Raw genomic sequence first — 15428 nt, forward strand, 5'->3', positions numbered from 1 at the left:
CCTCTGTCGGGGCGCCACATCCGGCCCTGCGGACCCGGCCTGTGTGCAGGACGAGCGCAGTACGATGCGCCGATGATGTCCCACCCGGAACCCACCGGCCTACTCGAGCGCGCCGAGACGGGTGTCGATCTCGTGCTGGAGCGCGTCCTGGACGTACCGATCGACGACGTCTGGGACAGTCTCACCGTCAGTGAGCGCACCGCGCGGTGGTACGGCAGCTGGGAGGGAACGCCGGGAGCCGGCAGCACCGTGCGGGTGACGATGGGGTTCGAGGAGAACGCACCTGCCTCCGACCTGACGATCCTGGCGTGTGACGCGCCGAGGTATCTCGCACTGGAGTCCGACGGATGGACGTTCGACGTGACGCTCAGGACCACGGGAGACGGGACCACGCTGATGTTCCGGCACCACCTGACGACGACGGACGGCCTCGAGGACATCGGCCCGGGATGGGAGTACTACCTCGACATGCTGGTCTCCACACACACGGAAGGGTGGTCGCCGTCCTTCGACGACTACCACCCGTCCCAGTGTGGGTACTACGGCTCACTCAGCCCTTCGGCTCCAGCGTGAGCGAGATCGAGTTGATGCAGTACCGCTGATCGGTCGGGGTGGGGTACCCCTCGCCCTCGAAGACGTGGCCGAGGTGACTGTGGCAGTTGCTGCACAGGACCTCGGTGCGCTTCATGCCCATCGACCGGTCGACCTTCAGGATCACGGCGTCGGTGTCCTTGGGATCGAAGAAGGACGGCCACCCGCAGTGGGACTCGAACTTCTCGGTGCTGCGGAACAGTTCGGCGTCACAGGCGCGGCACTTGTAGACGCCCTCGGTGGTGGTGTCGGTGTACTCGCCGACGAACGGCCGCTCGGTGCCGGCCTTGCGCAGCACTGCGTACTCGGCTGCGGTGAGCTTGGTACGCCACTCGTCGTCGGACAGCTCGAACGTGGGCTTCTTCTCTGGTGCGGAACTCATGCCTCCACGCTAATGCGTGGCCGCGGTTCCCGCTGTCGTCGCAGGTACAGGCTTCGGTGAGGTCGTGTTCTCGTCGAGCAGGAACGCCGGATCGATGCCGCCGTCCAGCCGGCCCTCGCGGCGCGCGGTGAGATAGCGACCGACGAGCACGGCGAAGATCACGACGATGATCAGCGACCAACCCCACGTCGTGCGGAGGTACTCGATGGAGCGCCCGAACTCCGGGAAGCGGCCGACGAGCCAGCTGTCATAGCTGAGGAACCCGTATACGGCGAGCCACGCCGGCCAGTTGCGCATCACCGAGTTGCGCAGCACCACCGACATGATCAGCGGGAACAGCATCATCGAGTAGTACATCTGGCCGAGCGACGCGAGCAGGAACGATGCGACCAGCAGCAGCCCACCCGCAGTGGTCACGAAGAACAGTTCGTCGTGGCGGTAGTACTTCCACAGCAGCCACAGGGACACGAGCACCATCACGGCGAACACGGCGCGGAGCGCGAGCACCAGCGCGGTGGGCAGTCCGTAGTAGAGGCCGTTGCCGACGATCGCGCTGTTGAAGTAGTCCCGCGTCTCGAGGAGGTACGGCACCGTGTGGGAGACGAAGGCCATCGGGTCGACCGACAGCGGGAGGGCGAGCAGCGTCAGAACGACGGGGATACCGACGGCGGTGACGAAGACCCGCCACTCCTTGCGGACGAGCGGCAGCAGAAGCAGCGGTGCGAGAGTCGGTTTGACGGCGATGGTCAGGCCGATGGCGGCGCCCGACCAGTACGGGTGCCGCCTCAACAGCAGCATCATGAACAGCACTTCGCCGAGCAGGATCAGGCCGTTGATGTTGGTGAAGATCAGTGTGTTGGTGACGGTCTCGGTGGAGAACGCGGCGAGCAGCACCACCGGTGCGGCCACCGACGACAGGCCGAGCTGGAACATGCGCAGCAGCAGGTAGAGCGCGACGATCACGGCGACGGCGTTGACCCCGATGAACAACCAGCGCGAGCGCTCGGGGTCCAGCACGGCCAGCGGCGCGATGATCAGCGTCCCGCTCGGCGGATAGAGATAGTGCGGGTCGACCGAGTCGAAGTTCGCCGTGTAGACCTCGCGCCGGTTCAGAAATGCCAACGCGGCGTTGTAGACCGGGCGGAAATCGTCGGTGATGTTGCCGTTGACGGCCTTGACGATCACGCGATTGAGGACCGTCAGGATGGCGATGGGCCACAACGCGAAACGGATCACCTGCGCGGTGGTCTCACCAGTTCGCGGTTCGAGATGACGGAACGACACCCGGAGACGGTACCCCGGCAACTAGGCCGGACACGCATTACCGCCTTCCGGCACGTCGCCCGTTTCGAGGTACGCCGCGACGGCCGCGCGCCCGCACCCCGAGCCCACCGACACGGGGTGTCCGATGCCGTCCCAGGTGATCGTCGTGGTGGCCGCGCCGGCCGCGCCCAACGCTCCCGTGACCGCCGGAAGCGGCTCCGTACCGGTGACGGCGTCGGCGTTCCCGCTGAGCACCAGGACCGGGAGCCCCAGGGTGGAGGGGACGGGCGGCGGGGTGGTCGCCGGCCACGCCGAGCAGGTGAGCAGGTTCAACGCCGCCGTCGCACCGAAGGCCGGGTACTGGCCCGACCACGACGTCTGCAGCTCCCGGACCCGGTCGGGTGCGGGCCACTGCTGGCCGTCGGTGCAGCGGCTCACGAAATGACCGTCGGTCTCGGTCAGGGCACGCACCTCGTCGACCGCGTCGTCGAGTGCGGTGGTGTTCCCGGCGAGCGCACCTGCCACCGTGTCCGACGTGGAGCGCACCCGCGCGGCGCCGTCGGCGGTGGACGGATACGCCAGCAGGTGGACGACTGCCTGTCGAACGGTGGCACCGGACAGCGGTGCGAGATCACCGGCGTCGGCGCGGCGGAACAGCTCCACCACCTGTGAGCGCGGATCCGCCCCGAGCGAGCATCCGACGGCGGCGCATCGGGTGGCGAACGCCGTCAGGGCGGCCTCCTCCCCGCGCACGGTCTGCTCGGCGCTGGTGACGGCGTCGGTGATGACGCTGGTGGGGGAATCGAGCACGAGGCGGGCGACGTGGTCGCCGTACGCGGCCGCGTACCCGAGCGCGACGAGGGCGCCGTTGCCCGATCCCAGGAGCGACAGGGCACGCACTCCCCACGCCTCCCGGAGCGCCTCGAGGTCGTCGGCGCTGTTGGTGACCCCGAAGATGAGTGCCTCGGGAAGCAGGAAGTCGGTGCACGCGATCGTCGCGTCGCGGGCGAGGGTCGCGACCTTGTCCGCCGCGTCGGTGCCGGGTGAGTACTGCCCGAGGTCGGTCAGCGCGTCGCGGGTGGACGTGGCACCCGAGTAGCAGTCGAACGGCGCGGAGTTGCCGATGCCGCGCCGATCGACACCGACGATCGGGTGGGCGTCGAGGAGCGCGGTGTCCGGCTGCGCGGCGAGCGCCGCCATGTCCGCGGACGACGGTCGATCGGTGCCGGACGTGTAGACCAGCGGCGCCGCGTCCGCCGGCGTGGCGGCCGTGCGCACGCGGACCGCGGAGAGTTCGAACGTGCCGTCCGAGGCGACGGTGCGGTCGATGGGAGCGGGGAAGGTCGCGCAGTCCACCAGCACTCCGGGCGCGGCCGTGACCCCGCGAGCAGCGGTGGTGCGGGCCGTGCAGTCGGTCCAGTTCAGGTCGGTGACCGGTGCCTCGAGAGGACGTGGCCCCTCGTCGGTGGGTTCGGTCGTCGCGGGCCCGCCGTCGGACCCGGCCGATCCACCCTCGATCGCCACGTCCGGACGGGTCGACGGTCCGGCCCCGCACGCGGCGGCGACCACGACGACGGCCGTCAGGGCGGCGAGCCGTGACCCGAACCTCGACATCTGCATACGTTCAGCGTGCCATCTCGCGCGCCCGTACCCAGCGCACCAGGATGGTCCCGTCGTCGTCGAGCAGGATGTGGCCCGGGGTCATCGGGCGGTCGACGGCGGCATCGGACGTCGCCATCCGGCCCGAGGTCCCGGCGCTGAGGGTGGGCGAGGTGGTCACGCAGACCTCGTCGACGACATCCGCGGCGAGAAGCGACCCGAAGAGTCCGGGCCCGCCCTCGCACAGCACTCGCTGCAGGCCGAGGTCCTGCAGCAGCGCGACCACGACGTCGCCGGTGAGGTCGCCGTCGGCGCGGACGACGGTGAGCCCGGCGTCGCGCAGTGCCTGCACCTTGTCCTCGGGCGCGTGCGAGGTGGTCAGCACGATCGGCGGCACCTCCGCGCCCGTCACCACCGTCGACTCGGGATCGACGCTCGCGGAGCCGGTCACCACGACGATCGGAGGGACCTCGCTCTGACCCCGCGCGGTGCGCGCGGCGCGCACCGCGTCGGACACCTCCACACCGCCGTAGTTCTCTGCCGTGACGGTGCCCGATCCCACCAGGACGGCGTCGGCGAGCGAGCGGAGCTCGCCGAAGACCGCCTTGTCAGCAGGGGTCCCCAGCCCACCGGACACCCCGTCCTGCGACACCGCACCGTCGATGCCCGCCACGAAGTTGACGCGGATCCAGGGGGAGTGGAGCTCGGCCGGATACGCGTAGAGATCGGTGAGATCGTCGTCGGTCACTGTGAGGTAGGTCCCATTATCGATACGCTGCACAAAAGCCATCACACCACGTCGTTAACCTCGTCCCATGCCACAACGCCTCGTCGACCGCGATCCCGTGGTGCCCGCCGACCAGCTGATCGCCCAGATGGTGCCGCCGGCGATGTTCGACGACGTGAGTTTCGCGTCCTACATCCCGGACCCGAACGAGCCGACGCAGGCCGAGGCCGTGCGCAAGGCGGAGGAGTTCGCCGGCAAGGTCGCGAAGATCCGGTCGGGCGGGAAGCGCGGTCTGTTCGGCAAGAAGACGCCGGCCTCCGGCGCAGGTCTGTACCTCGACGGTGGGTTCGGCGTCGGCAAGACCCACCTGCTGGCGTCGATCTTCCACGCGTCGCCGGAGCCCAAGGCGTTCGGCACCTTCGTCGAGTTGACGCACGTCGTCGGAGCTCTCGGATTCACGAAGGCGCTCGACGAGCTGTCCGGTCACAGCGTGCTGTGCATCGACGAGTTCGAGCTCGACGATCCGGGCGACACGATGTTGGTGTCTCGGTTGCTCACCGAGTTGGCCGCCAAGGGCGTCTCCATCGTCGCGACGTCCAACACGCTGCCCGGCCAGTTGGGCGAGGGTCGCTTCGCCGCTCAGGACTTCCTGCGAGAGATCAAGAAGCTCGGCTCGATCTTCGAGTCCATTCGTGTCGACGGTCCCGACTACCGACACCGCGACCTGCCCCCGGCTCCGGATCCGATCGGCGCGGACCAGATCGAAGCCGCCGCGGCGGCCGTCGAGGGATCGACGCTCGACGACTTCGACGCGCTGGTGAAGCATCTGAGCACCCTGCACCCGTCGCGCTACGGGAAGTTGATCGAGGGTGTCACGGCCGTCTTCATCGAGAACGTCCACGCGGCACCCGACCAGTCCGTGGCGCTGCGCCTCGTCGTGCTGGCCGACCGCCTGTACGACGCGGGTACGCCGGTCACCGTGTCGGGTGCGAAGCTCGACGAGCTCTTCACCGAGGAGATGCTCCAGGGCGGATACCGGAAGAAGTACCTGCGCGCGACGTCGCGTCTGCTGGCGCTCTCGCGCTTCGCCTCCGTCTGAGTCGCTACCGTCCGAGTCGGCGTCAGGTGAGGTCGCGCTGCATGACGAAGTCCTCGTGCAGCACGGCTCCCAGCGCGAAACGCTTCTCTCCCAGCTGCCGGAAACCGCTGCGCCGATAGAACGCCAGCGCGCGGGCGTTCTGCTGGTTCACTCCGAGCCACAGCGCGCTGCGTCCGAGCCGTCGAGCCTCGTCCGCGGCCGACTCCATCAGTGCTGCAGCAACTCCCGTGCCGTGGGCGGCGGGGTCGCTGTACATCTTGCTCACCTCCACGGCGTCCGTGGCCGTGAGGGCGCTCGACACGTCCGGGTCGGTCGACGCCGACAGGATCAGCATCGTGTACCCGACCAGTGCCGTGCCCTGCGGAGCGACCCGCACGATGCGCTCGTCGTCGTCGAGGTAGGTGCGGAACGCCGACTCCGACAGCACGGTCGCCACGAAATGGTCGATGTCCTCCTGCAGCGTTCCGGGTGGACACGCCAGGGGGAAGGTCCGTCCCGCCAGATCGGCGAGGGCCGGCACGTCGGCGTGCGTGGCGCGTCTCGTGGGCTGTGTCGCCACCCGTCAGGCCGATCGAGGGTGGGCGGCGTGGGGGCGGTCCGTCGCCTCCACGGCGTCTACTACGTTCTTCGCTTGTCGCAGAGGCATTCCCGTGCGATCGCGCAGCAGCGACATCGCCTGCGCCGGCTTGCGCGCGTGCACAAGAGCGGCCACGGCGGTGTGCGTCTCGGCGTCGACGGGATGACGGTCGACGGTCTCGGTCCGTGCGGCGGCGGTGCGGTGTCGCAGCGCGAACCAGGTGACGACGACGGCGAGATCGATGACCACGAGAGCCACGACGAACCAACCCCAGGTAGGCATGAGGCAAGTCAATCACCCTGCGCCGGACGCACACGGCGATTCGGGTGATCGGCGGGCGATCGCCGTTGTGTCTTCTCACTCCCGACGTCCGAGACGTGTCGTTCACGACACCGGACGATCGGGTAGGCGGAGGATGAACGACGAACGATGGCGCGGGGTCACGACGCCGCAGCGTGGCGACGACGAGAGGATCGACATGAGCGAACAGATGACGGTGCAGTACTTCACGGGTCGCGTGGACCGGGTCAAGGCAGCGGTTCAGAAGGCCGTCGACGAGGCGGGCGCGTACGGCAGCGATCAGCTGGTGGCGGATTTCGAGTGGATCCAGTACGCCCACGATCACGTGCACGTGACGACGCGCGACGAGGTGGACTACGTCGACGACGAGACGACGACGCGGCACCTCGACGAGCTGTTCGAGCGGTACCGAGTGGGATGAGGCGGAATGCACGAAGCCCCCGTCCGAGGACGGGGGCTTCGTGTGGTGGTGCGCGATACTGGGATTGAACCAGTGACCTCTTCCGTGTCAGGGAAGCGCTCTCCCGCTGAGCTAATCGCGCGGGACCCGGTGACGGGTGACGAGGTGGAGACGGGAATCGAACCCGTGTGCACGGCTTTGCAGGCCGTTGCCTCACCACTCGGCCACTCCACCGTGGTGACGAGAACCCCGGCTCGTGATAACCGGGGGACTCGATACCCTCGAGCGGACGACGGGATTCGAACCCGCGACCCCAACCTTGGCAAGGTTGTGCGCTACCAGCTGCGCCACGTCCGCACACTCCTCGGTGGCGTTTCCGCCTCCGTGGTGCGGTTCGAAACATTAGCCCACGTCGGCCGGAAGTCACAAATCCGCTGTTCACACCGTGTTTCCCTGCCGTCACTCCTGTCACGACCGCCGCAGGGTCGGTCGGCCGCAGCGGTGGCCGGCGCGGGTCGGGGTCCGTGTTGGGAGCACCCTCGGGGACGTGTTAACGTTTCCCCTCGTTCGGACGGCGTGCTCGCACGCGGCCCGGTCCCGTGGCTCAGTGGAAGAGCGTCCCGTTCACACCGGGAAGGTCGCTGGTTCGATCCCAGCCGGGACCACAGAGAAGACGACAGGCCCTCGCTGCAGCGGGGGCCTTTCGCCGTTCCGAGGTCGGTGTCCCCGGGTATGGTGACCTGGTGAGTACCGACAAGGCCCCCGCAGACAGGGTCGCCCCCGCAGAGCGCGCAGCGACTGCCGACCCGTCCGCGGTGACGGACTCCGGATCGCGTGAGCGCGGCAGCCGCGGGCGCGAGGAGCGCAGCCGGTACCGCGAGTGGCGTGACGGCATCGCCTCGCGCCCGACCGTGGATCGTGCGTACCGCATCGCGGTGGCCGCGGTGGGAACCGTCGTCCTCGCCCTCGGCATCGTCGCCATCCCGTATCCCGGTCCCGGATGGCTCATCGTCTTCGCCGGTCTCGGCATCCTCGCCTCGGAGTTCGCGTGGGCCAAGACCGTCCTGCACTGGGTGCGGGCCCGGTACGACACGTTCATGGAGTGGTTCGGTCGGCAGAACATCGTCGTCAAGGGACTCGGCGCACTGTTGACCACCGTGGTCGTGCTCGCCACGCTGTGGCTGCTCGGCGCCCTCGAGCTGGTCGCCGGTTGGGTGGGCCTGGACTGGGCGTGGCTGCAGAGCCCACTCTGACCGCCGCGGACGTCGTCACGCGCACCGCGAAGGCGCTGCCGTGGACCGCGAACCTCATGGTGGTCCCGCCCGGGGACGGCTGGGACATCCCCGATCCAGCGCTGCTGGACGTCGCACTGGCTCGGTCCGCCGCGCGGTGGCCCGACGTCTCGGACACCACGTGCGCGACGCTGTGGTGGTACGGCTCCAGCTCGACGCTCGCTCTGGTCCTCGGCGCTCAGATGCTCGTCACCGGGCACTGCGTCGACCCGACGGCTCCCGATGCGGTGGTGGCCATCGGCGACACCGGGACCGTTGCCGCACTGATGTCGCCCACGGTGGCGACGTCGGCGGGCACAGTCGTGGCGGACCTGGTCGAGCGCCTGGTCGGGGGGCTCGCACAGCGCGTGCCGGGGCTGTCCGCACCGAGCCTGTGGGCGATCGCCTCGGACTCCGTGGCCAACCGGGTGCTCGACGTGGCCTCCGCACTCGGACGCGTGGCCGACGCCACCGCGATGGCGCGGCTCCTCACGTCGCAGGCTCGGACGCACCGGTTCCCCGAACCGCGTTTCGTGGACGTGACGGCGGACGCGATCGTCACACCGGCGACTGCGAGTGCGCCGGATGCGCACTCGCGCCGTGTAGTCCGTCGTGGATCGTGCTGTCTGGTCTTCGAGGCCGGGGTCGACATGTGCGTCAGCTGTCCGCGTCGCACCCCCGAGGACAGAGCCCGACGGTGGTCGGCGCTTCTCTGACGCGCCAGGCGTTCGGGCGAGGTGTCTGCCGCGTCCCCGATGCCGATACGCTGTGCACGACACCCGACCCACACCTGTCGCCGCCGCCCCACCCGGGCGGCACCGACCCACGTCCGTAGGAGCGCATCACCGTGAGCATGCCCGATTCCGCTGTCCTCGCACCTCGCATCAGCGTGGCCGCAGGGACGACCGCCGGAACGGCGCTGCGCGACACCGGCCTTCCCAACAAGGGGCCGGACGCCATCGTGGTGGTCCGGGACGAGGAGGGTCGACTCCGCGACCTGTCGTGGGCGCCCGAGGCGGACACCGAGGTCGAGCCCGTGCGCGCCGACAGCGAGGACGGCCGTAGCGTCATCCGCCACTCGGCCGCGCACGTGCTGGCCCAGGCGGTCCAGGAGATGTTCCCGAACGCGAAGCTGGGCATCGGCCCGCCCATCGAGAACGGCTTCTACTACGACTTCGACGTGGAGAACCCGTTCACTCCGGAGGACCTGACCAAGCTCGAGAAGAAGATGAAGCAGATCATCAAGAGTGGTCAGCGGTTCTCGCGGCGCGTCTACGACTCCCTCGACGCCGCCAAGGCCGAGCTGGCCGACGAGCCGTACAAGCTCGAACTCGTCGACGACAAGGGCTCGGTCGACGATCCCGAGGTCATGGAGGTGGGCGGGGGAGAGCTCACCGCCTACGACAACCTGAACCCGCGGACCGGCGATCGCGAGTGGGGCGATCTGTGCCGCGGACCGCACGTGCCCACCACCAAGTACATCCCGGCGTTCAAGCTCACCCGCAGCTCGGCCGCGTACTGGCGCGGCGATCAGTCGAAGGCCGATCTACAGCGCGTGTACGGCACCGCCTGGGAGTCGCAGGAGGCGCTCGACGCGTACCTCGAGCTCCTCGCGGAGGCCGAGCGTCGCGATCACCGCAAGCTGGGGTCGGAGCTCGATCTGTTCAGCTTCCCCGACGAGTTGGGATCCGGCCTGCCGGTCTTCCACCCCAAGGGTGGCATCGTGCGCAAGGAGCTGGAGGACTACTCGCGCCAGCGCCATGTCGAGCAGGGCTACGAGTTCGTCTACTCACCGCACATCACCAAGAGCACGCTGTACGAGGTCTCCGGTCATCTCGACTGGTACAAGGACGGCATGTTCCCCGCGATGCATCTCGACGCGGAACTCGCCGAGGACGGCACGGTGCGCAAGCCCGGCCAGGACTACTACCTCAAGCCGATGAACTGCCCGATGCACAACCTGATCTTCGACTCCCGCGGCCGCTCCTACCGCGAACTTCCGTTGCGGCTGTTCGAGTTCGGGTCGGTCTACCGCTACGAGAAGTCGGGCGTCATCCATGGTCTGACCCGTGTGCGCGGTATGACGCAGGACGACGCTCATATCTACTGCACTCGCGAGCAGATGCACGAGGAGCTCACGAACACGCTGAACTTCGTGCTCGGACTCTTGAAGGACTACGGCCTCGACGACTTCTATCTCGAGCTCTCCACCCGTAACCCCGACAAGTCCATCGGCTCCGACGAGGTGTGGGAGGAGGCCACCGCCACCCTCGCCGAGGTCGCCGCTGCCTCCGGGCTGCACCTCGTTCCCGATCCGGGCGGCGCCGCGTTCTACGGACCCAAGATCTCGGTGCAGGCGAAGGACGCGCTCGGCCGGACATGGCAGATGTCGACCATTCAGCTCGACTTCAACCTTCCCGATCGTTTCGGCCTCGAGTACACCGGTAGCGACGGTGTGAAGACGCGCCCCGTCATGATCCACCGCGCACTGTTCGGTTCCATCGAACGCTTCTTCGGTGTGCTGACCGAGCACTACGCGGGTGCCTTCCCGGCGTGGCTCGCCCCCGTGCAGGTGGTGGGCATCCCCGTCGCCGAGGCGTACGCGGACCACCTCTTCGGTGTGATCGCCGCGCTGCGGAAGGCGGGCATCCGCGCCGAGGTCGACGCCAGTGACGACCGCATGCAGAAGAAGATCCGCAACCACACCACGCAGAAGGTGCCGTTCATGCTGCTGGCCGGGCAGAACGACGCGGATGCCGGTGCGGTGAGCTTCCGCTTCCGCGACGGCACCCAGATCAACGGTGTCCCCGTCGACGACGCGGTCACGGCGGTCGCCTCCTGGGTGGCGCAGCGCCGCAACGAGTCCCCGACGGCGGACACCTTCGACACCATCCCCGGCGGGAGTGACGGAGCATGAGCGAGGACGACGCCACCGCCGACGCGGGAGCCATCGTGGACACCGGGACGGGTGACGAGGACCGCCTTCAGCGGCTCTGGTCGCCGCACCGGATGTCCTACATCGCGACGGCTCCGAAGGTCGACGACAAGATGGCGTCGGAGCCGTTCACCCAGATTCCCACGCTGGAGGACGAGGACGGGCTCATCGTCGCGCGCGGAGAGCACGTGTACGCGGTGCTGAATCTCTACCCGTACAACCCGGGTCACCTGATGGTGGTGCCGTACCGCAAGGTGGCCGACCTCGAGGACCTCACGGACGAGGAGAGCGTGGAGCTGATGCGGTTCACGCAGCACGCGATCCGCACGATGAAGCGGGTCTCACGCCCGCACGGGTTCAACGTCGGGCTCAATCTCGGTGCGCCCGCAGGCGGTTCGCTCGCCGAGCACCTGCACCAGCACGTCGTCCCGCGGTGGGGCGGTGACGCCAACTTCATCACCGTCATCGGCGGTGCAAAGGTCATGCCGCAACTCCTCCGAGACACTCGCGCGTTGCTCGCCGCCGCGTGGAAGGACTGACTCCGTCGTGCTGAGCATCTTCGGTAGGGCATCGGCGTCCAAGGTCACCGCGCCGCTGGGCCGCGCCCTCAACAGCACGGGTCTCACGCCGGACTCCGTCACCATCATCGGCACCGTCGCGAGCGTCGTCGCCGCGATCACGCTGTTCCCCGCGGACCATCTGTTCGTCGGCACGCTGGTGATCTGGCTGTTCGTCATGTTCGACATGCTCGACGGTGCGATGGCACGTGCGCGGGGCGGCGGCAGCAAGTACGGCGCCGTGCTCGATGCGACGTGCGACCGCGTGGCCGACGGCGCCATCTTCGCCGGGTTGTCGTGGTGGGCGGTCTTCCACCAGAACGATCGGCCGTTGTTCGTCGCGATGCTCGTGTGTCTGGTCACGTCGCAGGTCATCTCCTACGCCAAGGCCCGTGCCGAGGCGAGCGGACTGTCCGCCGACGGTGGCCTGATCGAACGTCCGGACCGCCTGGTGATCGTCCTCGTCGGATCCGGGCTCACCGGCATCGGCCAACTCGCCGATCTCACCTGGCTGCAGTTCGCTCTGCCCGTCGCGACGTACTTTCTGGCCGCGGCGAGCATCGTCACGGTGTTCCAGCGTGTACTGGCCGTCCGCAACTCCGCCGGTGCCCGCGACATCATTCCGATCCAGCCGAAGGCCAACCGGATCGAGCCGGACAGCACGGCTGGATGAGTCTGTCGGAGCGGCTCGGCGCCGCGGGATACATCGCCGGATGGCGGGTCGTCCGGGCGCTGCCCGACGGCGTCGCGACCCGACTCTTCGACGCCGGCGCCGACCTCGCCGCGCGCCGCAACGGAGGACCGGAGCAGCTGCGCCGCAACCTCGCCCGCGTGCTGGGCACCACCGCGGACGCGGTACCGGACGACCTCGTGCAGGCGTCGGTGCGCTCCTACGCGCGGTACTGGCGCGAGGCGTTCCGGTTGCCGTCCATGGATCTCGCGGCCCAGGCCGCGGCCATCGACGACACCGTCGTCGGCCAGGAACATCTGGACGCGGCGCTGGCGTCCGGCCGCGGCGCCGTGCTCGCGCTCCCGCACAGCGGGAACTGGGACATGGCGGGCGTCTGGCTCACGCGCACCCGCGGCCAGTTCACGACGGTGGCCGAACGGCTGAAGCCGGAGTCGCTCTACCAACGCTTCGTCGCGTACCGCGAGTCCCTCGGGTTCGAGATCTTCCCGCTGAGCGGCGGCGAACGCCCGCCGTTCGAGCAACTCTCCGAGCGCCTGCGAGACGGAAAGGTCGTGTGCCTCCTCGGTGAGCGCGACCTCGCCCGCCACGGGGTGCCCGTCACGTTCTTCGGGGAGCCGACCCGCATGCCGGCCGGGCCCGCGCGTCTCGCGATCAACACCGGTGCGGCTCTGCTCCCGGTGCACTGCTGGTTCACCCCCACCGGCTGGGGTTTCTCGATCGAGCCCCCGATCGACGTCTCCGCCGGCGTCGAGCAGGCCACCCAGTCGCTCGCCGACCACTTCGCCGCCAACATCGCCGCGCATCCGGCCGACTGGCACATGCTGCAGCCGCTGTGGTGGGACGACCTCTCGCAGGGCCGGCGTGACCGCATGACCGGTGAGGCCGACCGGTGAAGATCGGCATCGTCTGCCCGTACTCGTTCGACGTCCCGGGTGGCGTGCAGGCGCACGTCGCGGAACTGGCCGAGGTACTGATCCAGCGCGGTCACCGTGTCAGCGTCCTGGCCCCGGCGAGCGACGAGACGGCGCTGCCCGACTTCGTCGTCTCGACGGGCAAGGCCCTGAGCTTCCCGTACAACGGCTCGGTGGCGCGCCTGGCGTTCGGTCCGGTGACCTACACCCGCATCCGGGCGTGGATCGAGAAGGGCGAGTTCGAGGTCCTGCACATCCACGAGCCGAACGCGCCCAGTCTGTCGATGCTGTCGCTGAAGATCGCGGACGGTCCGATCGTGGCCACGTTCCACGCCTCGACCACGAAGTCGTTGCTGCTGAGCACCTTCCAGGGTGTGCTGCGCCCGTATCACGAGAAGATCGCCGGGCGCATCGCCGTCTCGGAGCTGGCGCGACGGTGGCAGGTGGAGGCTCTGGGGTCCGATGCGGTGGAGATCCCCAACGGGGTCCACGTCCCCGCGTTCGCGACGGCGCCCCTGTTGCCCGGGTATCCCCGGCCGGGCCGGACGCTGGTGTTCATCGGCCGCTACGACGAGCCCCGCAAGGGCATGCAGACCCTGCTGGCCGCGCTCCGGCCCATCGCCGCGGTGTTCCCGGACATCGAGGTGCTGGTCGTGGGCCGCGGCGACGAGCAGAAGCTGTGCCGAGAGGCTGGCGATCTGGCGAAGCACTTCCGCTTCCTCGGCCAGACGACGGACGCCGAGAAGGCGTCGGCACTGCGCAGCGCCGACATCTACTGTGCTCCGAACACCGGCGGCGAGAGCTTCGGCATCGTGCTGGTGGAGGCCATGGCCGCGGGCGCGCCCGTGGTCGCGAGCAATCTGGACGCGTTCCGCCGCGTGCTGCGGGACGGCACGGCCGGTGTGCTCTTCCCGGTGGGAGATTCCGAGGCCATGGCGGACGCGGTGATCCGCGTGCTGTCGAACGACGACGAGCGGGCCGACCTGGTGCGCCAGGCGAGCCGCGCCGCCGTGTCCTACGACTGGCCCGTCGTGGCGGAGCAGATCGTCCGGGTGTACGAAGCGGTCGCGGTGGCCGGTCGCACGGTGAAGGTGATCGACTGATGACGTTCTGGGTGGCCGCCGCCGTCGTGGTCGTGGCACTGCTGGTCCTGCTCCTCGGCCTGTGGGCGTACTCGACGGCGCACCGTCTCGACCGACTGCACGTGCGCTCGGACCGGTCCTGGCAGTCCCTCGAGGCCGCCCTGGCCCGTCGGTCGGTGGTGACACGTGCGGTCGCCGCCGCCCTGGACGCGCCGGGATCGGTGGAGAGCCGCACCCTGACGACGCTCGCGGATCGGGCGGAACGGGCGGAACGTGCCGACCGGGAGCGCGCCGAGAACGCGGTGTCCGTCGCGCTCGGCCGCATCGACCTCGCCCGGCTGAACCCGCAGATGATCTCCGAACTCGCCGACGCGGAGGCGCGGGTGCAGATCGCCCGGCGGTTCCACAACGACGCGGTCCGCGACACCGTCGCACTGCGATCGCGTCGACCCGTCCGCCTGCTCCGACTCGGCGGGACGGCCGCGATGCCGACCTACTTCGAGCTCTCCGAGAGCGAGGCGACCCTCGAGGAGGTCGAGGGCGCGTCGACCCGGACCTCGGCGCGCGTCGTGCTGCTCGACGGGCGCGGCCGCGTGCTGCTGCTGCGGGGTCACGATCCGTCGGTGCCCGACGTGCACTTCTGGTTCACCATCGGTGGGGGCGTCGAGGTGGGGGAGACCCTGCGCGACGCCGCCGTTCGCGAACTGCGCGAGGAGACCGGCATGGTCGCCTCGGCGGAGGACTTGCGCGGGCCCATGTGGCGTCGGACCGCGACGTTCTCCTTCGACGGTGTCGTGATCCGGTCGGAGGAGCTGTTCTTCGCTCTCCGCGCCGAGGCGTTCGAGCCGGTGCGCACGGGCTTCACGGAGCTCGAGCGTCGCGTCGTCACCGGGCATCGCTGGTGCACGGCGGACGAGATCCGGTCACTGGCCGCCTCGGGCGACGCGGTCTATCCGCGCGCGATGGCGGAGCTGCTCGACGAGGCGGACACGGTGCTGGCTCTCCGCACCGATCCGGACGTGCGCGCCATCCACTGACCTGGT

17 protein-coding genes and 4 tRNA genes are annotated in these 15428 nt (G+C 69.2%); 12 read left to right on the forward strand and 9 right to left on the reverse strand.

Going from position 1 to position 15428, the window contains the following annotated elements; translation table 11 throughout:
* The first annotated feature begins 72 nt into the window (after positions 1–72).
* Positions 73–573, forward strand: coding sequence for an SRPBCC domain-containing protein (locus BR07_RS0109240; protein ID WP_027505208.1), 501 nt, complete (start codon positions 73–75; stop codon positions 571–573).
* Here BR07_RS0109240 and msrB read toward each other — a convergent pair.
* The 4 genes from msrB to BR07_RS0109260 are packed head-to-tail and all read right to left on the reverse strand — an operon-like array spanning position 551 to position 4625.
* Positions 551–973 carry a peptide-methionine (R)-S-oxide reductase MsrB gene (msrB, locus tag BR07_RS0109245; protein ID WP_027505209.1) on the reverse strand — a complete coding sequence of 141 codons (423 nt, stop codon included), beginning with the start codon at positions 971–973 and terminating at the stop codon, positions 551–553. The two genes, BR07_RS0109240 and msrB, sit on opposite strands and share 23 nt — an antisense overlap.
* A 9-nt stretch (positions 974–982) precedes the next feature.
* Positions 983–2257 carry a glycosyltransferase family 87 protein gene (locus tag BR07_RS0109250; RefSeq protein WP_155956979.1) on the reverse strand — a complete coding sequence of 425 codons (1275 nt, stop codon included), beginning with the start codon at positions 2255–2257 and terminating at the stop codon, positions 983–985.
* 21 nt (positions 2258–2278) lie between these two features.
* Complete coding sequence (locus BR07_RS0109255) at positions 2279–3856, reverse strand: alpha/beta hydrolase (RefSeq protein ID WP_051613205.1); 1578 nt, start codon at positions 3854–3856, stop codon at positions 2279–2281.
* A 4-nt stretch (positions 3857–3860) separates the two neighbouring features.
* Positions 3861–4625: a pyrimidine reductase family protein gene (locus BR07_RS0109260; protein ID WP_081821184.1), complete on the reverse strand. Its 765-nt coding sequence runs from the start codon at positions 4623–4625 to the stop codon at positions 3861–3863.
* 25 nt (positions 4626–4650) lie between these two features.
* On the opposite strand from BR07_RS0109260, the gene zapE reads away from it, so the two are divergent.
* Positions 4651–5661, forward strand: coding sequence for a cell division protein ZapE (gene zapE / locus BR07_RS0109265; RefSeq protein ID WP_027505213.1), 1011 nt, complete (start codon positions 4651–4653; stop codon positions 5659–5661).
* Between the two features lie 22 nt (positions 5662–5683).
* On the opposite strand, the gene BR07_RS0109270 is transcribed toward zapE, so the two are convergent.
* Positions 5684–6220 carry a GNAT family N-acetyltransferase gene (locus tag BR07_RS0109270; protein ID WP_027505214.1) on the reverse strand — a complete coding sequence of 179 codons (537 nt, stop codon included), beginning with the start codon at positions 6218–6220 and terminating at the stop codon, positions 5684–5686.
* A gap of 3 nt (positions 6221–6223) precedes the next feature.
* Positions 6224–6520 carry a hypothetical protein gene (locus BR07_RS23950; RefSeq protein WP_162246766.1) on the reverse strand — a complete coding sequence of 99 codons (297 nt, stop codon included), beginning with the start codon at positions 6518–6520 and terminating at the stop codon, positions 6224–6226.
* 196 nt (positions 6521–6716) lie between these two features.
* On the opposite strand from BR07_RS23950, the gene BR07_RS27340 reads away from it, so the two are divergent.
* Positions 6717–6959, forward strand: coding sequence for a hypothetical protein (locus BR07_RS27340; RefSeq protein ID WP_162246765.1), 243 nt, complete (start codon positions 6717–6719; stop codon positions 6957–6959).
* A 46-nt stretch (positions 6960–7005) separates the two neighbouring features.
* On the opposite strand, the gene BR07_RS0109285 is transcribed toward BR07_RS27340, so the two are convergent.
* From BR07_RS0109285 to BR07_RS0109295, 3 genes are all read right to left on the reverse strand, one after another.
* A tRNA-Val gene (locus tag BR07_RS0109285) sits at positions 7006–7080 on the reverse strand.
* A 21-nt stretch (positions 7081–7101) separates the two neighbouring features.
* Positions 7102–7172: transfer RNA gene (locus tag BR07_RS0109290), tRNA-Cys, on the reverse strand.
* A gap of 50 nt (positions 7173–7222) precedes the next feature.
* Positions 7223–7295 (reverse strand) — tRNA-Gly (locus tag BR07_RS0109295).
* A gap of 236 nt (positions 7296–7531) precedes the next feature.
* On the opposite strand from BR07_RS0109295, the gene BR07_RS0109300 reads away from it, so the two are divergent.
* The 9 genes from BR07_RS0109300 to BR07_RS0109340 all read left to right on the forward strand — a co-directional run bounded on the left by BR07_RS0109300 (position 7532) and on the right by BR07_RS0109340 (position 15422).
* Positions 7532–7603: transfer RNA gene (locus BR07_RS0109300), tRNA-Val, on the forward strand.
* Positions 7604–7753: 150 nt separating this feature from the next.
* Positions 7754–8191 (forward strand): TIGR02611 family protein, encoded by a 438-nt coding sequence (locus tag BR07_RS23955; protein ID WP_051613207.1) that lies wholly within the window; start codon positions 7754–7756, stop codon positions 8189–8191.
* Positions 8170–8925 carry a (2Fe-2S)-binding protein gene (locus BR07_RS23960; protein WP_051613208.1) on the forward strand — a complete coding sequence of 252 codons (756 nt, stop codon included), beginning with the start codon at positions 8170–8172 and terminating at the stop codon, positions 8923–8925. The genes BR07_RS23955 and BR07_RS23960 overlap by 22 nt, the downstream gene beginning before the upstream one ends.
* 137 nt (positions 8926–9062) lie before the next feature.
* Positions 9063–11126: a threonine--tRNA ligase gene (thrS, locus tag BR07_RS0109315; protein ID WP_027505216.1), complete on the forward strand. Its 2064-nt coding sequence runs from the start codon at positions 9063–9065 to the stop codon at positions 11124–11126.
* Positions 11123–11683 carry an HIT family protein gene (locus tag BR07_RS0109320; RefSeq protein WP_027505217.1) on the forward strand — a complete coding sequence of 187 codons (561 nt, stop codon included), beginning with the start codon at positions 11123–11125 and terminating at the stop codon, positions 11681–11683. Before thrS ends, BR07_RS0109320 begins: the two co-directional genes overlap by 4 nt.
* Positions 11684–11690: 7 nt before the next feature.
* A complete protein-coding gene (gene pgsA, locus BR07_RS0109325; protein WP_027505218.1) occupies positions 11691–12374 on the forward strand; it encodes a phosphatidylinositol phosphate synthase in 684 nt (227 codons plus the stop codon).
* A complete protein-coding gene (locus BR07_RS0109330) occupies positions 12371–13285 on the forward strand; it encodes a phosphatidylinositol mannoside acyltransferase (protein WP_027505219.1) in 915 nt (304 codons plus the stop codon). Before pgsA ends, BR07_RS0109330 begins: the two co-directional genes overlap by 4 nt.
* Positions 13282–14406, forward strand: coding sequence for a glycosyltransferase family 4 protein (locus tag BR07_RS0109335; RefSeq protein WP_027505220.1), 1125 nt, complete (start codon positions 13282–13284; stop codon positions 14404–14406). Before BR07_RS0109330 ends, BR07_RS0109335 begins: the two co-directional genes overlap by 4 nt.
* Entirely contained in the window at positions 14406–15422 is a 1017-nt protein-coding gene (locus BR07_RS0109340; RefSeq protein WP_027505221.1) for an NUDIX hydrolase, read from the forward strand. Before BR07_RS0109335 ends, BR07_RS0109340 begins: the two co-directional genes overlap by 1 nt.
* Positions 15423–15428: the final 6 nt, after the last annotated feature.

The sequence above is a fragment of the Rhodococcus sp. UNC23MFCrub1.1 genome, from assembly GCF_000686025.1.
Taxonomy (GTDB): domain Bacteria; phylum Actinomycetota; class Actinomycetes; order Mycobacteriales; family Mycobacteriaceae; genus Rhodococcoides.